A 23,938-nucleotide genomic window follows, 5' to 3' on the forward strand; every position below is an offset into this window, starting at 1 on the left:
CCCATGGAGGCAAGGGATCTGCGAGTGTCCGATGCCGAACGCGAGCACGTCGGGCAGCTGCTGCAACGAGCAGTCGGCCAAGGCATGTTGTCGCTCGGTGAGTTCACCGAAAGAATGGACACCGCTCTGGCGTCGAAGACCCGGGGCGAGCTGAACTCGGTACTCGCCGATCTACCGGGCATGCAGATCGCCGGCGAGCACCTCCCGTCGCCGAAACCCTTCGCCGATCCCACCCCACAACCGACGCCGCGCCGCGTGGTGCAGGAGCACTGGGGACACGGCGGCGGTACCCCGGACACGGTACGCGGCAGCATGTCCACCATCACCCGCAAAGGCCCGTGGAACGTACCGCGCCGGTTGAACGTGGTGACGCGGCTGTCGTCGGTGACACTCGACTTCACGCAGGCCGTCATGGTCAGCCAGGTCGTCGACATCCACGTCGACGACTACTGCAGCTCGGTCACGTTGATCCTCCCGACCGAAGCCACCGCCGACGTCAACGGTGCCGAGGCCGTTGCAGGTACCGTCACCAACAAGGTGCGCACCGGCCCGCCGTACGGACCGCTGCACGTGGTGCTCACCGGGAAGGTCCGCTTCGGTTCCCTCACCGTCAAGCACCCCTTCGGCAGCTCGTTCCGTAAAATTTTCGGATAGTCGGGCTGGACTACTCGAGGGATCCGAGTAGCACTACTCAGGCTATCGAGCCGCGCGGCCCGCAGGATCTATCCCATGACTTCTTCCCAGAACTCCGGGCTGGACCCGCAACTCGTCGCGCGCCTGTCCAGCCGCTTCGATTCCCTGGGCGACCACATGCGTCAGGTGGCCGTCGACCTGCAAACATTGCAGTCGCAGCTCGGTACCGCACCCACTTCCGTGCCCATTTCGGCTCCCGCCAGGCCACAGCCGGTGCCGCGGTCGTCTGCGCCGACCGTCCCTCCGCAGACGTTCTCGGCGCCCCAGATGCCTGCACCGCAGCAGCCCTATGCCGCGCACGGCCCGGTGTCGGCACCTCCGGTCACGCGGCCTCCTGCGGTCGGCCAGTCCATGGCAGCCCCGCCGTTGCGAGGGCCGGTGGTCGCGCCGCGGCCACCCGCTCCGCCCCGTGAGCCGTGGTGGCAACGAGACGGCGTCATCAGTCGCCTGCTCGCCGTCGCGGGCGCAGGTGTCACGCTCGTCGGCGTCGTGATGCTGCTGGTTCTGGCCGCACAGGCCGGGTGGTTCGGGCCGCCTCTGCGCGTCGCCGCAGGCGGGGTGTTCTCCCTCGCACTGATCGGTGCCGGTGTACGAGTGTTCGGTCGCTCCGGAGGACGCGTCGGCGGAATTGCTCTGGCCGCTACGGGTATTGCGGGTCTGTACCTCGACGTTCTGGCGACGTCCGTCCTGTACTGCTGGCTCGATCCGGTGATCGGGTTGATTGCTGCATTCGGAATTGCCGCTGCGGGAACAGCTCTCGCAGTGCAGTGGAAGTCGCAGCCGATGGCGGTGTTGATCCTCGCCGGAGTCGCGGCGTGTGGTCCCATCCTGACCGACGGTCCGACCCTGGCCCTGATCGCGTTCTTCATCGCCACCTATATTGCGAGCTTCCCGGCTCAGATCGGCCGTGATTGGCCGCTGCTGCAGATCGTCCGAACCCTTCCCCTCGTCGGCACGGTCCTGATAGCGCTGGTCGGCACCGACCCGTCCGAACCGACCGACTGTCGACTGCTTCTCGTCGTCGTCCTGGTGGCCGCGTCCGGAATGGGTATGTCTCTGGAACTGCTGCGCCGCAACGTCTCCGACGTGGTGGCCACCGTCATGACCGCTCTGGCTGCGCTACCAGTTCTGATCTCGGCGAGCGTGTTCGATCGGTGGACCACCGTGACCGTGCAATTGGTTCTGGTAGCCGCGGCACTGGCGATCGTGCTGCTGGTGCACTGGCTGCCGGCGCATGCCCGCATCACCGTCTCGATCATCGGTGCCGTGGCAATGCTGCAGGCCGCAGTCGGATCGACGATGGTCGACGTGCGTCCGGTCGTGCTGTTCGCGGTTGCCCTGGCGCTGTTCGCCGCGGCCCACCGCACTCGCTCGTCGTTGGCGTACCTGATCGGAAGCGCGTTCGGTGTGATCGGCGCGTTGACCTTCGTCTCGATCTCCCCGCCGGAGGCTCTCCTGGACTCCGATCACGCTGCCGGGAACGCGGGCATCATCATCGGCGGAATACTGCTCGCTGCAACAGCATTCGCGTTCGCCTATGTCCTGACCGAACTGAAACTCATCGACGACGGAATGCAGACCCTCGCCATCGTCTCCGGTGTGCTCGCCCTGTACGGCCTCACCTCGGCCACAGTGAGCCTGGGAACCTCGATCGGCGGCAACACCACCGGATTCACCGCCGGGCACACCGCCGCCACGATCGAGTGGATGATCGCAGCATTCGCCCTGCTGGCCTTCGGCTTACGGAGTATTGCCCACGCTCACCTGGCACTGCTGGCCGGACTTTCGCTGACCGCCGCCTCCATCGCCAAACTGTTCCTGTTCGACCTCGTCGCCCTGGACGGCCTGTTCCGCGTCATCGCCTTCATTGCAGTCGGCTTGTTGCTGCTGATCGCGGGGACCCGATACGCCAAGGTATTCGCGGACCGAGAGGGCGCGGTCACCTCCTGACCCCCCGCTGCCTCCTGACCCCCGCTGCCCCCTAACCCTTTAGCGTGAATGGACCACTGCACACATCTCGACGGTGTGCAGTGGTCCATTCACGCGTTGCGGGGGAGGGGTGCCTCCCGGCTGTGACGACTTGCGTCAGCGGGAGCGGTTGCGCTCCCGAGCCAACAGTTCGCTGACACTGAGCACCTGGCCGTTGTCGCCGCCGCGATGGCGGCCACTGTCCCCGCCTTCGGTGGACGGAGCGGCACGACGACCGGACGGCTTCTCCTCGCGATCCGATTCCGAACTGGCCCCGACACCGTTGCCGTTGCTTTCGGTGTCATGTCGTTCCGAGGTGCGGTGGTCGGAACCACTGCTGTTGGAACCACTGCTGTCCGTACCGTTGCGGTCGATGCCGTTTCCGTTCGAGCCACGGCGTTCGGACCCGTTGTCGGCGTTGCCGTTTCGCCCGAAACCGTTGCTTCCGGCAGCAGTGCCGCCGTGGGTGCCGGTGCCCGAGCCGTTGGTGCCGTGCTTGTCGACCCCGTTCGTAGCAGCGCCGTTGGTAGCGGCTCCGTTGGTAGTAGCCCCGTTGGTGGTCGAGCCGTTGGACGACGACCCGTTGGCACCGGTGCTGTGACCGTTCGAGCTGAGACCATTCGAGGTGTGGCTGTCAGAACCGCGGGAGCCGTTGGTGAGCGACTCGCTTCGCGGAGTGCTCGGCCGTGGTGCCTGCGATGCGCTCGGGGCTCGCAGATCGGCCAGCCAACTTTCGATGGATCGCGAATCCGGTTCCTCGGCCCGTCCCGCTCGCGTGCTGCGGGTACGGCTCGGGGGTGCACTCGGCGGTTGAGGCGACTGTTCGGGTACGGGTGCGGCACTCGGGGGAGCGGGTCGAACGACGTCCGCTGCCTGAGTCGGTTCGGGTTCGACGTGCGGACGCGGCGGAACCTGCTGAGCCCGAGTCGGCCCGGATACGGGTGGGCGCGGTTCGGCAGGACGCGGCGGAGTGGGACGCGCCGCGGGTGCCTGCGGCGAGTAAGCCTGCGACGAGCGAGCCTGGGGCGAGTAGGCCTGCGACGAGTACGGCTGCTCCGAATCGGGCTGGGGCTCGGCCTGCTTCGGGGGAGTGGTCGGTGCCGCGCGGGTCGGCTCGGGTGGCGTCGCCGGCCGGCCGGTCACGCTTCGACGCGACTCCTCCTTCGCGGCGTGCGTGGCACGGATCGGTCCGCCTCCGTGCGGTGCCACCACCGGGATGGGTTCGGTGAGGGGCTCACCGCGGCGCGGTGTCGGACGCATCGGGGGTGCCACGGTCGAGGAGGGCGCGCCGCCCGCGAGGGCGAGTTCGGGCACGTCTCCGGTGGGCAGCAGCTCGTCTTCGAGGATGGTCTCGCCGAGGCCGAGCTTGCGCTGAATGCGCTTCATCCACTGCGGAGCCCACCAGCAGTCGTCGCCGAGCAGCTTCATCGTGGCGGGCACGAGGAACATGCGAATCAGCGTCGCGTCGATGATGAGAGCGGCGATCATGCCGTAGGCGATGTACTTCATCATCACCAGATCGGAGAACGCGAACGCGCCGGTGACGACGATGAGGATCAGCGCCGCCGCGGTGATGATGCGTCCGGTATGCGAGGTTCCGATGCGGATGGCTTCGCTTGTGCTGGCACCCTTTTCGCGTGCCTCGACCATTCTGGAGAGTAGGAACACCTCGTAGTCCGTGGACAGGCCGAACACAATCGAGATGATCAGCACCAGCACCGGAGCCATGATCGGCCCCGGGGTGAAGTTCATCAGCCCCGCCCCGTGACCCTCGATGAAGATCCACGTCAGGATGCCCATGGTGGCACCGAGGCCGAGAACGGTCATGAGCACTGCCTTGATCGGCAGCACCAGCGATCCGAACGTCAGGAACATCAGCATCGTCACGATGAACACCACCAGCACGGCCATCAGTGGCAGCTTGTCGATGAGTGCGCTGATCGAGTCCTGCTCGATTGCCGGGGTACCTCCGATCATGACCGTCGCGCCGTCCGGCACGTCGATGCTGCGGAGGAAGTCGATGGCCGGTTTCGAGTCGTTGCGATCGGTCAACCCGGCCTTGAAGACGATGACGCCGTCCTTGCTGGCACCGACGGGGGTGAACTTCTCGATCAATCCGGGAGCGTTGTTCGCCTGCGTGGTGATCGCGCCGAGCGTCGGGCCCTGCGCGCCCTCGATGACCATCTTGATGGGTTCGGTGCGCTGGCCGGGGAACAGGCTGTCGAACTCTCCCTGCGCGACGCGGGTGACGTTGTCCGGCGGTAGGTAGGTCTCGTTGATGCCACCGAATTTGATGTTGCCGACGGGCAGCGTCAGAAGGACCAATCCGAGCACGATGGGCACGGTGACCTTGACGGGGTTGCGCATCACCCAGCGGGTGAGCTTGCCCCACATGCCGTTCTCGATCTCTTCGCTCGACTTGGTCTTGCGCATGAACTTCAGACCGAGGGCGTCGACGCGTGGGCCGAGGATGGCGAGCATCGCGGGCAGGATCGTGATGGCCGTCAGCGCTGCGAGCGCGACGGTGGCGATGGATCCGTATGCGACCGATTTCAGGAAGCCCTGCGGAAACAGCAGTAGGCCACCGAGAGAAGCGACGATCATCGTCGCGGAGAACACCACGGTGCGACCCGCCGTCATGACGGTACGGCGCACGGCCTGTGGCGTCGTATGTCCGTCACCGAGTTCCTCGCGGAATCTCGAGACGATGAACAGTCCGTAGTCGATGGCCAACCCGAGTCCGACGAGCGAGACCACGGGCGCGACGAACGAGTTGACCTCGGTGAAGTTGGTGAACACCTTGACGATGCCGTTGGCTCCGACGACCGTCAGACCGCCGATGATCAGCGGGAGTGCCGCGGCGACGACGCCGCCGAAGATGAAGAACAGCAGGACCGCGACGGCGGGAATCGCCAGCAGTTCCATGCGGTGAATGTCGCCGGCCATCGTCGACTGCAGTGCGCCGGCCACGGCCTGAAGACCGGTCACCTGCACGTCGACGCCGTCGATGTAGAAGGCGTCCTTGACGGCCTGGAAGTTGTTGGTCAGTTCGGTGTCGTCGGCACCCTTCATCGCGATGCTGGCGATGGCATGTTGCTTGTCGTTGGTACCGAGAGCCGCGAGGTTGGGTGCGCCGGGCACCTTGAAGTAGGTGCCGTTGACCTTCTCGATCTGGTCGGGATGGTCGACGGGGAGCGATTCGAGGCTCGAGACGACCTTCGACTGGAATTCCGGATCGTCGATCGACGACCCTTCGGGCGCGGTGTAGAGGACGATGACGTCACCCTGCTTGTCGCGTCCGAACGTCGTGTCCGCCAGACGGGCAGCCTGGGCCGATTCCGAGGTCGGATCGTCCCAACCGCTCTGACTGAGATGGCTGTTGAGATCGAGACCGTAGGCAGCGAAGCCCAACAGCCCGGCCACCATGACACCGATAACGGTGTACCGCAGGCGGTAGACGATGTCTCCCCATCTGGCGAACACTTAAGAAACTCCTTGGCGCCCGACGAGCAGGGCGGACAGCGGTCGGAAGGGCTGCAGCCACGCGCCCTCGTCGGGGAGCGAATCGAGACTCACCCGAGGCAGTGGCTCACGGAAGACGCCGGGAATGTCCTCGAGGTCGAGGAATTCCAGGATGTCCGACGTGACAGCCCAGCTTGCGTGCTCCCGGAATCCCAGTACCTGAACGGGTACTCCGGTTGCTGCGATGGCCTCCAACGGCCCCTTGAACGCCTGACCGTCGGCGGACGCCACCATGACACCGGCGAGGCCGCCGTCACGGTTGCGGAAGTCGATGTGGTCGAGCATGTCGGCGTCGACATCACTGTCTTCGTCGACCTTGGGCTTGGCGAACACCGCGAAGCCCACGTTACGCAATGCTTCGACCCAGGGGCGGACGACGTCGGCGCTGCCGGGTGCAATGTTGGTGAACACCGTTGCCTCGGGCTCGAGCGTCGCGGTGCCCGAGGTGGACAGTTCGGCGGTGCGGCTGAGCAGCCATCGGCCCAGCGCATCGAATCGTGGGCGGTAGGCAGCGGTGGGCCGGCCACCCAGGATCGCGCCGAGACCCATGTCCAGGTTGGGTGCATCCCACACGAGCAGGACTCGCTTGCTGTGGCGGGACTCACCGATCGCCCCGAGCTCGGCGGGATCGATCACGGTGTCGGGCATGTCCGTACTGACGCTCATGCTGTCTTCTTTCCCCAGATCAATTCCGTCACCGAGCTGCCCACCTGCTGGGCCTTGCCCTCGAACTTGGTCACCGGCCGCTCGTGCGTCATGGGCGACTCCCAATCGAGAACGGTCAGGCCGGGCTCGGCGTTCCCGGCCTCGGCAATCCACTCAGCGTATTCGGCGTGATCGGTGGCCACGTGCAGAACGCCGCCCGGCTTCAGGCGATCCGCGATCATCGCGAACGTGGGGCCCTGCAGGAGACGACGCTTGTGGTGGCGCACCTTGGGCCACGGGTCGGGGAAGAAGACGCGAACGCCGGTCAAGGACTCCGAGGTCAGCATGTTCTCGAGGACGTCCATCGCGTCGCCGCGGAACAACCTGACGTTCTCGATGTTCTCGCGCTCGATCTGCTGCAGAGTCTGCGCGAGCCCGGGTCGGTAGACCTCGACGGCCATGAGGTTGACGTGCGGCTCGGCCATCGCCATCGCCGTGGTGGCCGTGCCCGTGCCCGACCCGATCTCGAGAATCGCCGGACCGCTGCGCCCGAACCAGGCGTCGATGTCGATCTGCTCGTCGGCGACATCGCGGCCGATGCGTGGCCACAGGTTGTCCCAGGTGCTCTGCTGAGCGTCGGTCAGCGCTCCGCGGCGGGAGCGGAAACTGGTCACTCTGGGGTACAGCCGCGAGCCCCGTTCCTGGGTCTGCACCGAGTTGTCTCCGGTGTCGGCAGAGGTGTCCTGTGGCTCGTTCACCGGTCCATTGTCGCGCATCGGCGGAGTGTGTGACAGGTGGGTCTCGAGTTGAAGTTGAGACTTGCTGTTCCATCGCTGATCAGCGCTAGGGCCGCGTCCTATAAATACAACGGTGTAATTCTCGACGGCCCGTCCGGAACGGCCGTCGTGTGCCAGAATCGGTGCCGCAGCAGGGGGCTGCGGGCCACGTGGCCGATCGTGCTCGACGAGCCGATCGCACATCTCGATGTGGCCGTTCGGTGGGTCGTTTCCGGGGGGATCGATGATGGACGGTGCCGAGGCAGGTCTGGGTCGATTGCGTGTGCGCTCGGAAGAGGTGGACGCGGCCGGGGCCGGCACAGGCCGGAAGGCTGTCGAGAATGCTGTCGAGCGGCGTCTGCGGCCGCTGGAGGTGCACGTCTCCGGCCGCGTCGGAGTCGGGAAGTCGGTGATTCTCTCGGTGCTCGATGCCGCGCGACTGCATACCGACGGGTTCGAGGTCCGGTTGCACGAGAGCGGATGGGCCGATATCCCGCGTGCAGCGGAGGTGCAGCAGAGCCGCACCGCATCCGATATCGACGTTCTCGTCCACGTCCTGGCCGGTGCCGTGTCCCCGGACGACATCACCTTCCTCTCCGCTCGACCCGGCGGACCGCCGGAACACACCGTGATCCTGCTGAACAAGGCCGACACTCTCGACGAACCTGCGGCGACGGCCGCAGCGGCATCCGAGCAACTGGGGCGAAAAGTGCTGCCGGTGATGGGATCTGTTGCAGCGGGCCTGGGTGGCGCGGCCCGAGGCTCCGCTGTGGACATGGCCGATGTGCGGGCCGTGGCGGCCGGTGCGCTGCGTACTGGGGATCTGATGACGGTCGATCGGTTTCGGAGTGCTGATATTCCGCTCTCGACGCCGCGCCGAGAGGCACTGCTGGACCGGGTGGAATTACGCGGTCTCGCCCTACTCGTCGATGCGCTCCGGCGGCGTAGCGAAGTGTCCGACGCGGATGTACTGCGTGAGCTGTGGGAGGCCACCGGCGTCGACGCCGTGACGACGGTGGTGTCCGACACTGTCTCGGCTGCTGCGACGGCCCGCGACGACGACCTGCACGAACAACTGCTGCAGATATCCGCCCGTCACCGTGACGTTCGAGGGGCCGTCGAATCCTATCTGGCTTCGGACGAGGCGGTGGCTGCCGATATGCGCTGTGCTGCAGCGCGATTGGCGGTGCCGATCGAGACGGGCTCGGAGCAGGCCCTGCTGGAGCAGGCATTGGTGTGGAAGCGGTGTGCCGCCACCTCGGAGGACGACGACGTCCGGCGCTCCGCCCTGGCCCTGTGCCGCGGCTATGTGCGGATGCTCCGACCGTGACCGATCCGAACCGGTTCCCGCTGCCGGACGATCTGAAAGGTGTTCTGCGTCGACGGAACTCGGAATCCCTCGTACGCATCGACCGTGCACGCAGCAGCCGACCTGCAGGCATTCACGTCACCGGCACCGCAGCATCCGGCAAGACCGAGATATGCCATCTGCTCACCCGGCGCGACGGCGCGGAGATCGGGTTCGCCGACTCGGTCGAGGAGGCCGCGGTGGTCGTGATCGTCGTCGACGCGTCGGCTCCGGTCGGCCGTGCCGACGTCGAGCGCTGGCGTCCTGCCTTCGAGTCGACACCGGTTGTATTGGTGGTCAACAAGATCGATGTGCATCGCCGGTGGCGCGAGGTGGTCGACGCCGATATCGAGATCGTCGCCGAGCGTGTTCCGCGTGCGGTGGAACACTCCGTTCATCCGGTCTCGGCACGGTTGGCACGAGCCGGTAGGGAGAGCGGCGATGCTGCCGTGTTCGCGGAGTCGGGTTTCGGGGCGGTCGCCGACAGAATCGACGCGTTGCTGATGCAGGCCGCGGCGGTAGGGGCCCAGCGTAAATACGTTGCTGTAGTGCAGGAATCTGCCGCAGAGGCGAAGGCCGCCATCGTGGCCGAAGCTCGCGCAGTGACCGGAGGTGGTGACACCGCCCCTCTGCGTGCCCGGCGGGCGCGGCTGCTCGATGAACGAGAACATCTCGGTGGTGACCGACGAGCATTGCTGCACAACCGTATTCAACGGCTTAGGGTCGACTGTGTTCACGCTGCGGCCGAGGACGTTCGGATGCTCGGTGCTCGGGTACGGCAGACGATAGAGGGATCGCGGCGGGCCGAACTCGGCCATCTGCCCGGGCACCTCGCCGAGTCCGTACAGGCAGTTCGATCTCGCGCCGACGCTGCATTGTCCACCGGTCTCCGCGCCGTGGAAGTCGAACTCGGGCTCGCCGACACGGTGCCCGAATCCGGTACTGCAGGCGGTGAGATCGACATCGGCGAACCGACCAGGCGACGCGGGATCGAGGACGTCCTGATGGTCGCACTGGGGGCCTCGGCAGGGGTGGGACTGGGTCGGCTCGTCGTTTCGCCCCTGGCTCTGATTCCTACCTTGGCCGTCGCCAACACGATCGTCTCACTGGCCATCGGTGCCGCGATCGCGTGGTGGTTGACCCGCTCACGCGCACTCGTCGCCGACCGTGCGCACCTTCGCGGCTGGACCCAGGAAAGTCTGGCTCGCGTGAAATCGGAAGTGGACCAGCGGCTGCTCTCTCGCATTCTCGACGCCGAGTCCGCACTCGCGTCGGCATTGACCTCGGCGGACCGGGAGGCGGCGGCACGTATCGATCTGTCGCTGGCCGAGATCGACGCCGAACTTCGCACGCTCGCCGATCACAGATCGGCGCTGCTCTCGGCCTGCGATCGGGATCTGGCTGCACTCGAGCGCGGGCTGGAGCGATTTCGCGGGTCCGGGCGCGGCTCGGTCGTGCCGTCGAAGCCCGTCGAATTCTCTCCCGGCGATCCGGAACCGATCGGCGCGTCGATGCGTCGAAGCGGGTAGGTGCACGTCCGAACAGGTTCGCAGGCGGCGAACAGGGACCCGACAGTGAGGAGCGTCGATGATCGCGGTGGATGGCTTCGCAGTGGGCGGTTTCGAGACGAACGAGCCGGCCGAGGACGCGTCGGACGACGGTGGCGGATACGTCTCGACGGACTGGTTCGATCTCGACGGCGACGGTCGTCACGAGACTTCCGTTCGGACGACGGAGGCCGGAACGACGGTGGGAACGGATGTCGATGGAGACGGTGTGACAGACAAGTTCACCGCCTTCGACCGTGACGGGCACTACGAATCCTGGGAGATTTTTCGGGAAGCGAACGGTTTCGGGCAGGGCAGATCGTCCGAATCCGGCCGACTGTAGGCCATTCGGTCTGATTTGCATCGGCGCTGGTGGATGGCTTCTTGCGTCGGTCTTTCCCTATCTGAATCGGTCTTGTGACCAATCGGACAACACCCTGTTTCTGGAATCACGTCGCTCGGCGTTAACCTGATGAACAGGACATCCGGCGCTCGGTCCTCGGCTTGCTGTATCCAGTAACATGGTGTACTGCAGCTCGAACGGCCGAGCAGCGCCCCGCCGAGAGGGGAAAACCGAGATCTACTCGTGCGTGCTTGCCCACAGCGATCGTGCGAATTCTTCCCGGTTCCGGCTAACCCCAGGAGAGTTAGATGACCTCAGCGACCATTCCCGGTTTGAGCGGCACCGACAGCGTGCCGACTCGACACAAAGAACTGCTTGCCTGGGTTGCTCAGGTAGCCGAACTGACCGAACCGGACTCCGTGGTGTTCGCTGACGGATCCGACGCCGAATGGGAGCGCCTGACCGACAAGCTGGTCGAGGCAGGAACCTTCACCCGTCTCAACGACGAGAAGAAGCCCAACTCGTTCCTCGGCAACTCCGATCCGTCGGACGTGGCCCGCGTCGAGTCGCGCACGTACATCTGTTCCAAGGACGAGATCGACGCCGGACCCACCAACAACTGGATGGACCCGTCGGAGATGCGGTCGCTGATGACCGAGCTCTACCGCGGTTGCATGCGCGGCCGGACCATGTACGTCGTTCCGTTCTGCATGGGACCGTTGGACGCTGCCGATCCCAAGTTGGGCGTCGAGCTCACCGATTCGGAGTACGTCGTCATCTCCATGCGTGTGATGACCCGCATGGGTCAGGCCGCTCTGGACAAGATCGGCGACGACGGGTTCTACGTGAAGGCGCTGCACTCGCTCGGTGCTCCGCTGGCCGAGGGCCAGGCCGACGTGCCGTGGCCGTGCAACGACACCAAATACATCACGCACTTCCCCGAGGACCGCGAGATCTGGAGCTACGGATCCGGTTACGGCGGCAACGCGCTGCTGGGCAAGAAGTGCTACTCGCTGCGTATCGCGTCGGCCATGGCCCACGACGAGGGCTGGCTCGCCGAGCACATGCTGATCCTCAAGTTGATCTCCCCCGAGGACAAGGCGTACTACATCGCCGCGGCGTTCCCGTCCGCGTGCGGTAAGACCAACCTCGCGATGATTCAGCCGACCATTCCGGGCTGGCGTGCCGAGACCATCGGTGACGACATCGCGTGGATGCGCTTCGGTGAGGACGGTCGTCTCTACGCCGTCAACCCGGAGTTCGGTTTCTTCGGTGTCGCTCCGGGCACCAACTGGGACTCGAACCCGAACGCGATGAAGACCATCGATCAGGGCAACTCGGTGTTCACCAACGTCGGCCTGACCGACGACGGCGACGTGTGGTGGGAAGGCCTCGAAGGTAAGCCCGATCATCTGATCGACTGGAAGGGCAACGACTGGACGCCCGAGTCCGGAACCGATGCCGCACATCCGAACTCGCGGTACTGCGTGCCGATGGCTCAGTGCCCGTCGATGGCTCCCGAGTGGGACGACCCGCAGGGCGTGCCGATCTCGGCGATCCTGTTCGGCGGACGACGCAAGACCACCGTTCCGTTGGTGACCGAGGCTCGCGACTGGCAGCACGGAGTGTTCATGGGAGCCACCGTCGGCTCCGAGCAGACCGCTGCCGCCGAGGGCACCGTCGGTACCGTCCGACGCGACCCGATGGCCATGCTGCCGTTCCTCGGTTACAACGTGGGCGATTACTTCCAGCACTGGATCGACCTCGGCAAGAACGCCGACGAGTCCAAGCTGCCGAAGGTGTTCTACGTCAACTGGTTCCGTCGCGGCGACGACAAGCGCTTCCTGTGGCCCGGATTCGGTGAGAACTCGCGCGTGCTCAAGTGGATCGTCGAGCGCATCGAGCACAAGGCAGCGGGCGTCGAGACCCCGATCGGTGTCGTCCCCACGGCCGAGGCACTCGATATCGACGGCCTCGACACGACCGTCGACGACGTCGCCGAGGCACTCGCGGTGAACACCGACGAGTGGAAGGCCGAGATCCCGCTGATCCAGGAGTGGTTCGACTTCGTCGGCGAGAAACTGCCCACCGGAATTCAGGACGAATTCGACGCCCTCAAGCAGCGCCTGGGCGCGTAGTATTCACGAGACAGAACGGGGCTCACCGAGGGGTGGGCCCCGTTCTGGCTTTCGAAGTATGCGAGATCAGGCGGTGAGAGCGGCCGCGCCGTGCAGGGTGCCGAGTCCGCCCAACGCAGCCGGCACCACCTGCAGGCCGTCGAGGAACTTCAGGCGCGCGTGCAAGGCGATCGACTCCCGGATCGGATCCCACAGTGGCGGGCCGGCCTGAGCGAAGCCGCCGCCGATCACCACCATCCGGACGTCCACCAGTGCGACCGCCGATGCGATGGCCTGACCGAGAGCCACTCCGGCGCGTTGCAATGCGGTGACGGCGAGCGGTTCGCCCGCGGCGGCATCCGTAGCCAGTTCGACACCGGTGTTCCCCGGCCAGCCCTGCTCCCGAGCCCACCGCACCGCCGAGGGGCCGCTGGAGACGGTCTCGACGCACCCGATTCCGCCGCACGCGCAGGGCGTCGTCGAACCGGGGACGACGATGTGGCCGATGTGCCCGGCATTGCCACTGGCTCCGGCGACGATCTTCCCGCCCAGCACCAGGCCTCCGCCGATGCCGGTGGACACCACGAGGCTCAGCACGTCCGGTATCCCGACAGCGGCACCGAATCGATGCTCACCCAACGCCGCCGCGCTGCCGTCCATCGCCAGAAGTACCTCGGCGTCGGGCAGTGCGGCGGAGATGTGCTCGCGCAGGCCGAATCCGTTCTTCCACTCGTCGACATTGATCGGCGCGACCGACCCGGTGACGAGGTCGACCGGACCGGAACACGCGACCCCGACCCGCGTCACGTCGACGCTTCCGACAACCCCGTGCAGCAGTTCGGCACAGGCCTCCCACACGCCGGTGGCCGGTGTCGGAACTGTCTCCGGGTGCTGCGGACGTCCGTCGTCGCCGACGAGTGCCGCTGTCATCTTGGTGCCGCCGATGTCGAGCGCGAGTGCCGTCATCGATCCAGGTTATGCGGGAGTGGAGCCTGCGGAATGACCCATTGGGTATGCGTTCGGTTTCAGGACCAGGACGAGGTTGCTGCCGAGGAACTCGCGGAGTATCGGAACGCGCATCATCCACCATGCCCAGCGCGGGTGATAGCGCGGAAACGCGGCCAGTAGCGTTGCGTTGGGAGTGCTTCGCGCCCAACGTAATCCGTCTGCCGCGCTGATGTCGAACAGGGATTCGCCGAATCGGTTCTTGGGTTCGTGTCCGGTGGTGCGGGCGTAGCGTCGGGCCGCGTATTCGCCGCCGAGATAGTGCCACGGCCGGGTCTCGTGGCCGCCGAACGGGCCGAACCAGATGGTGTACGAGAGCACCGTGAGGCCGCCGGGTTTGGTGACGCGCAACATCTCCTCGGCCATGGTCCACGGCTCGCGGACGTGCTCGGCGACGTTCGACGAGAAGCAGATGTCGACGCTGTCGTCGCGGAAGGGCAACGCCATGCCGGAGCCGCGCACCGAACCGGGGATCTGCAGCCCGGCGGCGTGCATTTCCGAGGCGTCGGGTTCGACGGGCAGATAGCGCGCGCAACTCGCGCCGAAGACCTCGGCGAAGTATCCGGGTCCGCCGCCGACGTCGAGCACCGTCGCCGCGGACATGTCGGTGCCGGTCAGGCCGCGGTACAGGTCTCCGATCAGTTCGACGGAATCACGGGCCAGGGCACCGTAGAAGATGTCCGGAGAACTCTGCTCGTGCCCGAAGTCCTTCAGGAGCTTCACCGAGCGACGCAGTGTCGCGCGAGAGGCGAACAGTCGTGTCACGGCGGAAGTCACGAAAACGAACCCTAGCGGTTAGTGTGGCAGCGGTATTCGACGACGGTCGAGAAGCGAGCACGGTGGATGGGGTGAAGCGAGCGGTGCGCGAGGTTCTGTTGCTGTGCTGGCGCGATACCGGGCATCCGCAGGGCGGCGGCAGCGAGCGCTACCTCGAGCAAGTCGGCGCGGGCCTGGCTCGACGCGGTGTCCGCGTCACGCTGCGGACGGCGTCCTATCCCGGTGCTCCGGCCGAGGAGATCGTCGACGGCATCCGGATCAGTCGCGGTGGTGGTCGCCTGTCGGTGTATCCCCGCGCTCTGGGCGCCATCGCCGCCGGCCGGCTCGGTTTCGGGCCGCTCAAGGGGATCTCCCCGGATGCCGTGATCGACACCCAGAACGGCATTCCGTTCTTCTCCCGCGCAGTACTCGGTGTGCCGGTGACGCTGCTGGTGCATCACTGTCACCGCGAGCAGTGGCCGGTGGCGGGCCCGATGATGGCAAAGCTCGGCTGGTGGCTCGAGTCGACGATCTCGCCGAAGGTGCACCGCCGCAATCAGTACCTGACAGTGTCGTTGCCTTCTGCAGACGAGCTGATCGCTCTCGGTGTCGACCGGGAGCGCATCGCCGTGGTCCGCAACGGTGCCGACGACATCCCAGTGTCTGTACCGGAAGGCGGCGAGGACACCCGCACGCCGCACCCGTCCTTGTCCGTGCTGTCGAGGCTGGTTCCACACAAGCAGATCGAGGACGCGATCGACGTCGTGGCTGCACTGCGCGGCAGCATTCCCGACATCCATCTCGACGTCATCGGCGGCGGATGGTGGGAACGGAATCTTCGCGAGTACGTCACGAGCCTGGGCGTCGATCGATACGTCACCTTCCACGGTCACGTCGACGAGGAGCGCAAGCATGCACTGCTCGGTCGGTCGTGGGTGCATGTGATGCCCTCCCGCAAGGAGGGCTGGGGCCTCGCCGTCGTCGAAGCTGCCCAGCACGGTGTTCCCACGGTGGGCTATCGCAGCTCCAAGGGACTCACCGATTCGATCATCGACGGCGTCACCGGTGTTCTCGTGGGTGGTTCGACATCCGGAGCGGAGGACCGCGATGTGTCCGCGCTGACCGGTGCCGTCGCCGAACTGCTGCAGGATGCCGAGGCCCGCACTCGCCTCGGTGAGAAGGCACGAGTCCGCGCGGGTGAGTTCTCCTGGGGCCAGTGCGCCGACGGCGTGTTCTCGGTGCTCGACGGGACGACGCGCGGCACCTGGTCGTCAGGCCTGGTGGGGGCGGCCGACGCGCAAAGGCCTGCCGAATCGGCTCAGGAGTCCTATCGCTAGTCCGCCGAGCAACAGCAGTGCCCACGCCAGATGTGCGAGCACAACGGCTGTTGCCGAACGACTTTCGAGCATCGCCGGATCCGGCACCCGATAGAGGCTCAGTTCCTCGTCGGAGTACACGACGTCGAGTCGGTCCAACGTCTGCTGCGCATTGCCGAGCTCGCCCGGGGTCGTGTTCTCCACCAGTACCCAGCCGACACCCAGGGCTGCGAGAGTGTCCGCGGAGTCGCCTGCGAGCAGAGCGTTCTGCACGTCCGTCGCCCGTTTCCCTTCCCCGCGGACCGTGCCGCCTGCGACGAGGAGCTCACCGGTCTGCAGTACGTCGAGCGGCAGCATGCGGGGTGCGGGATCGAGAACGGGTGCTGAGCCGCTGTAGGGAAAGCGGCGGAACATTCCGGCGGGAAGGACGGCCACGTCGCCGTCCTGGTCGGCGAGTTCCGCCGACACCGCTTGCCACGACTGCGGGTACGTCACCGGTTTCAGTGCGCTGCCGACGCCCCAGCCGAGGTCGGGGAGCGCAATGAGCAACGCCAGCACGGCCACGCCCCCCGGCAGCCATGCATTGCCGGATCGGGTGCGCCGGGACGCCAACCAGCTGATACCGGCTGCAGCGGCGAGGGCGTACATCGGCATGGCCAGCGCGACCCACTTCTGCGAATCGCGGAGCAGACCGGCCCCGGGGACGGTGTCGCCCAGTACGCGAGCGGCCGCCAACCCCGGTCCGGTTGCTGCCAGCGCAGGAAGCACGATGGCAGCGAGTGCAACGACACTCAGGCCCACGATCACCGGATTGCGTCGACGGCGATACAGCGGCCGTATCCCGAGAGCGACGACGGTCAGCAACAGGACCGTCCCCACGACAGCGAATAGTCCTGTCCGAGAGCCGGGTACGGCATCGGAGTTCCAGATTCCGCCGAGACCGGCCAGACTACCCACCGTGCCCAGACCCGGTTCGGCGCGTGCTGCGAACGCGGCCCAACCCGCCGGATCCGCCGGTTCGACGCCACCGCCCGACACCATCGTCGCAGCCAGCCACGGCACCGACGCGACGGCGGCGATCGCGAGGGTGGCGACCACGCGCAGGCCGCGTCGGGCACCCCCGGGGAGGGCGACGACGAGTAGCGCGACGGTTGCCGCCAGCAGCGCGCCGGTGGGGGTGAGCCCGGCCGCGGCCAGGCAGACGGCGAGGGCCCACCAGGAGCGACCGGACCTGACCGCGAGTGCGGCGACCACCGTCCACGGGAGGGCGGCGTAGCCGGCGAGCAGACTCCAATGTCCCTGCAGCAGGCGTTCGGCGACGTAGGGGTTCCACACGGCCACCGTCGACGCGACGAGCAGGGCAGGCAGTGGCGCGGTGGGCAGCATCTTCTGCGCCATCACCGCCGCGCCCCAGCCGGCCGTCCACAAGGCCAGCAGCAGAACGGCCTTGACCACAAGGCCACCGTCGAACACCGTGGTCAGGGCCGCGATCGCGGCATCCTGCGGCACTGCCCGCGCGGCCGCGTCGGCGATTCCCCAGGCGGAGTCGGTGAAGTAGGAACGGGGGGTGCTGACGGCGTCGCGAAGCAGGAGATATCCAGGGCCGAGCAGTGGTCCGAGAACGACGAGCGCGAGCAGCAGGCTGTAGAGCGGCGGCGTCCACCTCGACCTCGACCACGCCATGATCGGCACCCTATACCGTGGACGCATGTCGTTTCGCGCCTCGTCCGAGGCAGACCACCCGGCGGGTGCGTCCGTCGCCGGGATGGGGATGGTGACGGCCGGCTCGATGTTCGCCAATGTCGTGGCGTATCTGCTACAGGTGCTCGCGAGTCGCATGCTCGGCGTCGAGGGTTACGGCGAGTTCGCGAGTCTGCTTGCGGTGCAATTGGTTCTGGCGGTCCCGGCGTTGGCGTTGCAGTCCGTCGTCGCGCGCGAGGTGGTGCGCGGCCGCAGTTCGCGCGAGCTGCGTGGCGTCGGCTACCGCTGTGCGGCGGTCGTGGGTGTGCTGGCTCTCGCTGTGTCCCCGGCTTTGTCGGCGGCCATGGACGTCTCGGCAGCGGCGACGGTGTCGGCCGTGATCGCTGCGCCGGTGCTGGTGTTGTTGGCCGCGGAGCAGGGGCTGCTGCAAGGACGCGGCCGGTTCGGCGCACTGAGCGTGGTGTTGGCGGCGGCCGGTTTCGGCAAGGTGGCGCCGGCGGTGGTCGTGTTGCTGCTCGGCGGCGGCCCGGGTTCGGTGCTGCTGGCCACGGCGGCCGGTATCGGCGTGGTGGCCGTCGGCGCGCGGTCGGCCGCCGGAGCGCCGGTGAACGCGGTGTCGGAAACCAGGGTGACCGTTCTGACGGTGCTGCAGGCCTCGCAGGTGCAGTTGGTGCTGATCGCGATGTCCGCATTGGATCTGGTGCTGGCTCGGTCGTTGCTCAGCAGTACCGAAGCCGGGCTGTATGCGGTCGGTGCCGTCGCGTCCAAAGCGGCGTTCTGGCTGCCGCAGGCGGTCGGAGTGGTGTTGTATCCGCGCATGGCGAACCCGCTGCACTCGGCTGCCGCAGTGCGATCGGCGCTGACCGTCGTCGCCGGACTCGGCACGGTACTGGTACTCGGGGGCGCGCTGGCGTCGCCGCTACTTCCTTTGGTTGTCGGTGACACGTATTCCGGTGTGCAGCAATACGTGTGGCTCTTCGTGCTGCAGGGGGCGTGTCTGGCGGTACTGCAGAGCGCACTGCTGTGGGCAATCGCGGGGGAGCGCACCCACCTGGCCCTCGTCGCCTGGTTCGCCCTCGCGGTCGAGGTGCTGCTGTTGCTGTTCGTGGCCTCCACCCTGGCCCAGTTCGTCACCGTCGCAGCCGTTACCGCCGCGGTCACGATGGCCGTCGTGTGCGGCGTTGTCCTGTTCGGCGACAGAATCAGTCGCGCGCGGGCCGGATCTCGCCGATGATCTCGAAGTCGACAGCACCGGCCAACGCCAGATAGATCGGTTGCGAGACGTGGCCGTCGGACAGAAACAGGTGCCCACGGGCACCGGTGAACGACACCGAATCGGATACGGATTCGATGATGCGAACATCTGCTGTGCCTGCCCTGTTCACCAGCGCGCCCAGCAGTTTGATGCCCTCGTAGCACGACTGTCCCAGTGCGCCGACGATCGGCGCATCGACCCCGAATGAACGAGCGAAACGAGCCGAGAATCCCAAACTTGCTTCGGTGGCGAGGGTTTCGAAATAGCCGGACGCGACGTACAGCCCGTGGGTGTTCTCGCCGCCGGCCGCCAGCAACATGTTCTCGTCCATCAGTGGACTGAGACGGATGCAGTGCCCGTCCAGCCCGGCCCCGGCGAATTGCTGATGAAAATGGACTGCGTCGTCGCCGATGAGGAGGACCACGGTCGCGTCGGCACCCGACCGCTCGATCGCGGTGACGGTCCTTGCGAAGTCGCTCGTGCCGACCGGTGCGAACTCCGCGTGCACCACCGATGCGCCCAGCCCACGGAGCCGAGTTGCCGTGATGGAAGCGCTCTTTCGGGGCCAGACGTAGTCGTTTCCGACGATTGCCCAGCGGCGTCGTCCGAATTCGCGAACGAGGAACTCCAGCGCCGGGACCAGTTGGTTGGCAGGGGTCTCACCGGTGATGAACAGTCCCGGGTAGCGGTCGCCGCCCTCGTACATGGAGGTGTACACGTACGGAATCCGTCCGAGCGTCACCGGAATGACGGCTCGCCGTACCGCCGAAGTGTGCATCCCCGCCACCGCATCGAGGGCACCGGCATCGAGCAGCGTCGCGACCTCGTGGGCCACCGTCACCGGATCGCGGCCGCCGTCGATGGACATCAACTCGACGCGGCGGCCCAACACGCCGGCCGAGGCGTTGAGTTCGTCCCTGGCCAGCTGGGCCGACAGCTCGCTCGAGGGTCCGATGATGCCGAACGGTCCGGACATCGGAAAGATCAGGCCGACGCGAAACGTGTCGAACCGATCGCTGTTCATCGTGCCGTCCGTCCGCTCGGTGTCTCTTCGCGGTTCGCTTCACCATAGAATCGCTGAGAGAGACTGTAGCGCCGACGCAGTAACCGAGCAGGGGGACGATCACGTGGATCACCAGGATGCTGCGTCGGCAGCGCGTTTGCTCACCGTGGTCGAGCGGGCCGTGTCGGATCGATTGCGCGCCACCCTCGTGCCGTGGGAATTGGACCTCGAAGAATGGCGAGTGCTGTCGCTGTTGTCCGACGGTGAGGGACACACGATGGCCGAGACGGCGGAGTTCGCATTGCTCTCGCCGCCGACGTTGACCAAGGCGGTCAACCGGCTGGTGTCCAACAATCTGGTGCACCGCCGTACCGGCACCGTCGATCGTCGGCAGGTGCTGATCCGCTTGACGGCCCGTGGGAAAGCAAAGCACGACGCGGCCGCCCCGATGATGAACGACGCCGCGGCGATGGTCTTCCCGTCGGAGTCGGATCGTGAGCTGTTGCAGTCTCTGCTCCGGGCCCTCGAGACCAACGCGAAGACGCCCTCGATCACCCACTGACCTTTCTCGGCGTCCGGTCTCGGACGCGGTCTCCGCCGTAACCTGCCAGGTCGGCCGCTTTCGTGATCTCTTTTTAACATGTTTCACATTGCAATAGTGTCCACGGAAAGTATTGTTCCGATGCAGCGCAGCCAGCGCTCTCGCCGCGAACCGAAGTGGACACCCGTTCATGAACATGAAGAAATACTTCGAGGGGCCAGCGACCAGCCTCGACGATCAGATCGAAAGCTACGCAACCTCCCGAGTGCCCGACGACCAACGCTGGCGGCGGCCGGCGATCCTGCTGGTCCTCACCGGCAACGTGACCGCGATGTTCTGGTTCGCCCTCGGCGGCCAGATCGGGTTTCTGGTGGGATGGCCGATGTTCCTGATCCCCGTGGCGTACATGGTGATCGGTGCGACGCTCGTCGGCAGCCTCATCATGCGTATCGCCAGCCAAGAGGGTCTGTCGCTGCCACTGCTCACCCGCGGGCTCGGGTTCGGAACCAAGGGTTCTGCCGTCGCCTCGCTCGTCTACGCGGTCAACTACGTGTTCTACTTCATCTTCGAGGGCAGCATCGTCTCGCACGGGCTCAGTGAGCTCGCGGGGATCGAGATCGACTCCGCCTGGGCCACAGTGGTATTCGCGCTGGTCGCACTCGTGGCGCTGTTCTTCTCCTGGCGCGGTATGCACTCGATGAACATTCTGCAGCGCTTCGGGATGCCCATCTTCCTGATCCTGTTCGCCGTCGGTATGTACATGCTCGCCAGCGGTTACGTACTCGTCGGGCCCGGCGAATGGGAAGCGACCGGTGGATTCACCGCCACCGCAATGTGGCAGGCGTTCAGCCTCGCGAACGGGCAGGTCGTGTTTCAAGCACTCATCGCCACCGACTACGGACGGTTCGTCAAGAAGAGCGTCAGCTATGTCGGAACGGCCGGACTGATGCTGGCAGAACTGCTGATGATCGTCGTCGTGATGATTCTCGGTGTGTTCCTCGGTTTCACGATGCTGCGTCATTTCACCGGAACCACTGCAACACCGGAACTCTCAGCCACCGACCCGGGACTGTACTTCGCCATCGTCATGGGTCTGCTCGGCGTGATCTTCGCGGTGGTCACCCAGGTTCGCATCAACGTCATGAACCTGTATTCCGGATCGCTCGCCCTGTCCAACGCGTGGGATGTGCTCTCGCCCAGGAAGGTCGGGCGTCAATGGTGGATGGTGGCGCTACTGGTGGTGGGCGTGCTGTGCTACCCCGTCAACATTCTGCAGTACACCGACAAGTTCCTGGCCGTCACCGGCATCATGACCAACACCTGGATCTTCATTCTGCTCGCGGACTACTTCGTGTGCAGAAGACTGCTCGGCCTGGCTCCCCGCGACAACATCGAGTTCCGCGAAGGGCGAGTGCGCAATTGGAACCCCTGCGGCATCATCGCCATGGCAGCGGGCGTCGCGGTGGGCGGACTCGGCGTGTTCGGCCTCTACCCGTCGTATTACGCGTCGTTCATCGCCATGCTTCTCGGTCCTCTTCTCTACGTTCCGCTCACGATGGCAACCCGCGGACAGTTCTACGAACCACCGAAATCGAACGACCCCCTCATCGCCGAAAGGATTGTGGCGTCATGACATTCACTGCAGCGGCCGTCCAATTCGAGCCCACGCTGTTCGCCAAGGAATCGAACGTCGCCGCTCTGACTGACCTCGTGGAGAAGGCGGCCTCGGACGGAGCGCGCCTGATCACGACACCCGAGATGGCAACTACCGGCTACTGCTTCCACGACACCGAGGAAGCGGCAACCGTCGTCGAACAGATCCCCGGCCCCACCACCGAGACGTTCGCCGAGATCGCGTCCCGTCGTAACTGCTACATCGTCGTGGGCATGCCCGAAGTCGATGCGACGAGCGGATTGTTCTACAACAGTGCAGTTCTCATCGGTCCCGAGGGAATCGTCGGCACACACCGCAAGACGCATCCGTACATCGCCGAGCCCAAATGGGCGGCCCCGGGCGATCTCGGGCACCAGGTGTTCGAGACCCCGCTCGGTCGCATCGCACTGCTCATCTGCATGGATCTGCACTTCCTGGAGACGGCGCGTGTGGTTGCGCTTCAGGGTGCCGACGTGATCTGCCACATCAGCAACTGGCTCGCCGAACGCACTCCCGCCCCCTACTGGATCAGTCGTGCCTTCGAGAACAACTGCTACGTCATCGAGAGCAACCGCTGGGGTCTCGAACGAACCGTTCAGTTCAGCGGCGGCACCTGCATCATCGAACCCGACGGTAACGTGGCCGGTCGCCTCGACGTCGGTGACGGTATTGTTCTCGGCGACATCGACATTCGTCGCACACGAGAGGCCGGGCCCGTGCGCAGGCCGAATCTGTACCGTGAACTGCAGACCAACACGTACGCGTGGAACCCGCTCGATTTCTTCACCCTCTACGGCCACTCGCCCTTACCGGCCGGGCGGACTTCGTCGGTGAGCGTCGTGCAATGCACTCCGGGGACGTCGATCGACGGCAATCTCGACGACATCGAGCAGTGGGCCGCCGGCCTCGCAGGCGCGAGCGATCTCATCGTGTTTCCCGAACTGTCCGTCACCGGGCCGGTCTCCGCGGATCGCCCGCCGCGCGAGGTAGGGGAGTCGATCGACGGGACGTCGCTCTCACGCGTCGTCGATATCGCTGCTCGACATGGTGTTTCGATGGTCGTCGGTGTGGCCGAGCGCGACATCGGATCCGATCGGGTGTACAACTCCGCAGTGCTGGTTCAGGCGGACGGAACCTGCACGGCGTACCGCCAGATCCATCTGTCCGTCGAACACACCTCGCTGTTCGATGCGGGCGACCGCTGGACCGTCGTCGACCTTCCAGTCGGGAGAGTGGGAATGCTCGTCGGTCACGATGCACTGTTGCCGGAGGCCGGCCGAATTCTGGCGCTACGTGGCTGTGATCTGATCGTTTGCCCGGCCGCACTCGCAGGCACCTTCGTCGGCTCCCACCCGGGAACCGACATCCCTCATGCAGCAGAGATTCCCACCGGAGCCGATCCCGTGCACTGGCATCACATGCGCGTCCGGGCAGGCGAGAACAACGTGTACTTCGCCTTCGCCAACACGATCGACACCGACCGCGGAATTGCCGGGCACAGCGGAGTATTCGGGCCCGACACCTTCGCCTTCCCCCGAACCGAAGCCCTCGTCGACAGTGACGCACCGGGCCACGCGACCTGCGTCGTGGACACCACGAGCCTGGGTGGGGCGTACCCCACCAACGTCGTGCGCCGCAAAGACCTCGTGCTGATGCGCCAACCACACCAGTACGGAATACTCTCGACGGCCTGAGTGGCCGAAAACGCCAGTGGCGTGGTCATGTGCCCGCTGGGGCACACAACCACG

At 66.0% G+C, this 23,938-nt stretch carries 18 protein-coding genes; 11 read left to right on the top strand and 7 right to left on the bottom strand.

All coding sequences use genetic code 11. The features are described from left to right. Positions 1–3: 3 nt before the first annotated feature. Both CH266_RS23630 and CH266_RS23635 read left to right on the top strand, forming a co-directional pair. Positions 4–654, top strand: coding sequence for a DUF1707 SHOCT-like domain-containing protein (locus CH266_RS23630; RefSeq protein WP_032369502.1), 651 nt, complete (start codon positions 4–6; stop codon positions 652–654). A gap of 75 nt (positions 655–729) precedes the next feature. Then, positions 730–2,643, top strand: coding sequence for a DUF2339 domain-containing protein (locus tag CH266_RS23635; protein WP_094716273.1), 1,914 nt, complete (start codon positions 730–732; stop codon positions 2,641–2,643). Positions 2,644–2,778: 135 nt separating this feature from the next. Here CH266_RS23635 and CH266_RS23640 read toward each other — a convergent pair whose 3' ends face one another. From CH266_RS23640 to trmB, 3 genes are read right to left on the bottom strand one after another with little or no spacing between them, the layout of a single operon-like run. Further along, positions 2,779–6,144 (bottom strand): MMPL family transporter, encoded by a 3,366-nt coding sequence (locus CH266_RS23640; RefSeq protein ID WP_094716274.1) that lies wholly within the window; start codon positions 6,142–6,144, stop codon positions 2,779–2,781. Beyond that, the gene (locus CH266_RS23645) at positions 6,145–6,831 is read right to left on the bottom strand and encodes an NYN domain-containing protein (RefSeq protein ID WP_228139387.1); all 687 of its coding nucleotides are present in this window, start codon (positions 6,829–6,831) and stop codon (positions 6,145–6,147) included. Between the two features lie 14 nt (positions 6,832–6,845). Further along, the gene (gene trmB / locus CH266_RS23650; protein WP_370878763.1) at positions 6,846–7,622 is read right to left on the bottom strand and encodes a tRNA (guanosine(46)-N7)-methyltransferase TrmB; all 777 of its coding nucleotides are present in this window, start codon (positions 7,620–7,622) and stop codon (positions 6,846–6,848) included. A gap of 226 nt (positions 7,623–7,848) precedes the next feature. Between trmB and CH266_RS23655 the strand changes: the two genes are divergently transcribed. From CH266_RS23655 to CH266_RS23670, 4 genes are all read left to right on the top strand, one after another. Next, positions 7,849–8,934, top strand: coding sequence for a hypothetical protein (locus tag CH266_RS23655; RefSeq protein ID WP_141214568.1), 1,086 nt, complete (start codon positions 7,849–7,851; stop codon positions 8,932–8,934). Then, entirely contained in the window at positions 8,931–10,481 is a 1,551-nt protein-coding gene (locus CH266_RS23660) for a hypothetical protein (protein ID WP_094716275.1), read from the top strand. Before CH266_RS23655 ends, CH266_RS23660 begins: the two co-directional genes overlap by 4 nt. A gap of 58 nt (positions 10,482–10,539) precedes the next feature. Further along, positions 10,540–10,842 carry a DUF6802 family protein gene (locus tag CH266_RS23665; protein WP_032369497.1) on the top strand — a complete coding sequence of 101 codons (303 nt, stop codon included), beginning with the start codon at positions 10,540–10,542 and terminating at the stop codon, positions 10,840–10,842. Between the two features lie 308 nt (positions 10,843–11,150). Further along, positions 11,151–12,980, top strand: a complete 1,830-nt coding sequence (locus CH266_RS23670; RefSeq protein WP_027495371.1) for a phosphoenolpyruvate carboxykinase (GTP) — start codon at positions 11,151–11,153, stop codon at positions 12,978–12,980. A 66-nt stretch (positions 12,981–13,046) separates the two neighbouring features. Here CH266_RS23670 and CH266_RS23675 read toward each other — a convergent pair whose 3' ends face one another. Both CH266_RS23675 and CH266_RS23680 read right to left on the bottom strand, forming a co-directional pair. Next, the gene (locus CH266_RS23675; RefSeq protein ID WP_032383203.1) at positions 13,047–13,925 is read right to left on the bottom strand and encodes an ROK family protein; all 879 of its coding nucleotides are present in this window, start codon (positions 13,923–13,925) and stop codon (positions 13,047–13,049) included. A 9-nt stretch (positions 13,926–13,934) separates the two neighbouring features. Continuing rightward, positions 13,935–14,729 (bottom strand): class I SAM-dependent methyltransferase, encoded by a 795-nt coding sequence (locus CH266_RS23680; RefSeq protein WP_094716276.1) that lies wholly within the window; start codon positions 14,727–14,729, stop codon positions 13,935–13,937. A gap of 95 nt (positions 14,730–14,824) precedes the next feature. On the opposite strand from CH266_RS23680, the gene CH266_RS23685 reads away from it, so the two are divergent. Further along, entirely contained in the window at positions 14,825–16,057 is a 1,233-nt protein-coding gene (locus CH266_RS23685) for a glycosyltransferase family 4 protein (protein WP_094716369.1), read from the top strand. Here CH266_RS23685 and CH266_RS23690 read toward each other — a convergent pair. Continuing rightward, positions 15,992–17,719, bottom strand: a complete 1,728-nt coding sequence (locus tag CH266_RS23690) for a hypothetical protein (protein WP_094716370.1) — start codon at positions 17,717–17,719, stop codon at positions 15,992–15,994. The genes CH266_RS23685 and CH266_RS23690 overlap by 66 nt on opposite strands. A 25-nt stretch (positions 17,720–17,744) precedes the next feature. On the opposite strand from CH266_RS23690, the gene CH266_RS23695 reads away from it, so the two are divergent. After that, positions 17,745–18,971 carry a polysaccharide biosynthesis protein gene (locus tag CH266_RS23695; protein ID WP_176457187.1) on the top strand — a complete coding sequence of 409 codons (1,227 nt, stop codon included), beginning with the start codon at positions 17,745–17,747 and terminating at the stop codon, positions 18,969–18,971. Here CH266_RS23695 and CH266_RS23700 read toward each other — a convergent pair. Further along, complete coding sequence (locus tag CH266_RS23700; protein ID WP_032406056.1) at positions 18,940–20,016, bottom strand: substrate-binding domain-containing protein; 1,077 nt, start codon at positions 20,014–20,016, stop codon at positions 18,940–18,942. The genes CH266_RS23695 and CH266_RS23700 overlap by 32 nt on opposite strands. Before the next feature lie 103 nt (positions 20,017–20,119). On the opposite strand from CH266_RS23700, the gene CH266_RS23705 reads away from it, so the two are divergent. From CH266_RS23705 to CH266_RS23715, 3 genes are all read left to right on the top strand, one after another. Further along, positions 20,120–20,557, top strand: a complete 438-nt coding sequence (locus CH266_RS23705) for a MarR family winged helix-turn-helix transcriptional regulator (protein ID WP_176457188.1) — start codon at positions 20,120–20,122, stop codon at positions 20,555–20,557. A gap of 169 nt (positions 20,558–20,726) precedes the next feature. Beyond that, positions 20,727–22,169: a purine-cytosine permease family protein gene (locus tag CH266_RS23710; protein WP_094716278.1), complete on the top strand. Its 1,443-nt coding sequence runs from the start codon at positions 20,727–20,729 to the stop codon at positions 22,167–22,169. Further along, the gene (locus CH266_RS23715) at positions 22,166–23,884 is read left to right on the top strand and encodes a nitrilase-related carbon-nitrogen hydrolase (RefSeq protein WP_094716279.1); all 1,719 of its coding nucleotides are present in this window, start codon (positions 22,166–22,168) and stop codon (positions 23,882–23,884) included. Before CH266_RS23710 ends, CH266_RS23715 begins: the two co-directional genes overlap by 4 nt. Positions 23,885–23,938: the final 54 nt, after the last annotated feature.

It is taken from the genome of Rhodococcus sp. 06-1474-1B (genome assembly GCF_002258885.1).
Taxonomy (GTDB): Bacteria; Actinomycetota; Actinomycetes; order Mycobacteriales; family Mycobacteriaceae; genus Rhodococcoides; species Rhodococcoides fascians.

Bases quoted from the DNA above. Each gene is read 5' to 3' on its own strand.
- CH266_RS23630 (WP_032369502.1), top strand. From the start codon at position 4: ATGGAGGCAAGGGATCTGCGAGTGTCCGATGCCGAACGCGAGCACGTC.
- CH266_RS23635 (WP_094716273.1), top strand. From the start codon at position 730: ATGACTTCTTCCCAGAACTCCGGGCTGGACCCGCAACTCGTCGCGCGC.
- CH266_RS23645 (WP_228139387.1), bottom strand. From the start codon at position 6,831: ATGCCCGACACCGTGATCGATCCCGCCGAGCTCGGGGCGATCGGTGAG.
- CH266_RS23655 (WP_141214568.1), top strand. From the start codon at position 7,849: ATGATGGACGGTGCCGAGGCAGGTCTGGGTCGATTGCGTGTGCGCTCG.
- CH266_RS23665 (WP_032369497.1), top strand. From the start codon at position 10,540: ATGATCGCGGTGGATGGCTTCGCAGTGGGCGGTTTCGAGACGAACGAG.
- CH266_RS23670 (WP_027495371.1), top strand. From the start codon at position 11,151: ATGACCTCAGCGACCATTCCCGGTTTGAGCGGCACCGACAGCGTGCCG.
- CH266_RS23675 (WP_032383203.1), bottom strand. From the start codon at position 13,925: ATGACGGCACTCGCGCTCGACATCGGCGGCACCAAGATGACAGCGGCA.
- CH266_RS23690 (WP_094716370.1), bottom strand. From the start codon at position 17,719: ATGGCGTGGTCGAGGTCGAGGTGGACGCCGCCGCTCTACAGCCTGCTG.
- CH266_RS23695 (WP_176457187.1), top strand. From the start codon at position 17,745: ATGTCGTTTCGCGCCTCGTCCGAGGCAGACCACCCGGCGGGTGCGTCC.
- CH266_RS23700 (WP_032406056.1), bottom strand. From the start codon at position 20,016: ATGAACAGCGATCGGTTCGACACGTTTCGCGTCGGCCTGATCTTTCCG.
- CH266_RS23710 (WP_094716278.1), top strand. From the start codon at position 20,727: ATGAACATGAAGAAATACTTCGAGGGGCCAGCGACCAGCCTCGACGAT.
- CH266_RS23715 (WP_094716279.1), top strand. From the start codon at position 22,166: ATGACATTCACTGCAGCGGCCGTCCAATTCGAGCCCACGCTGTTCGCC.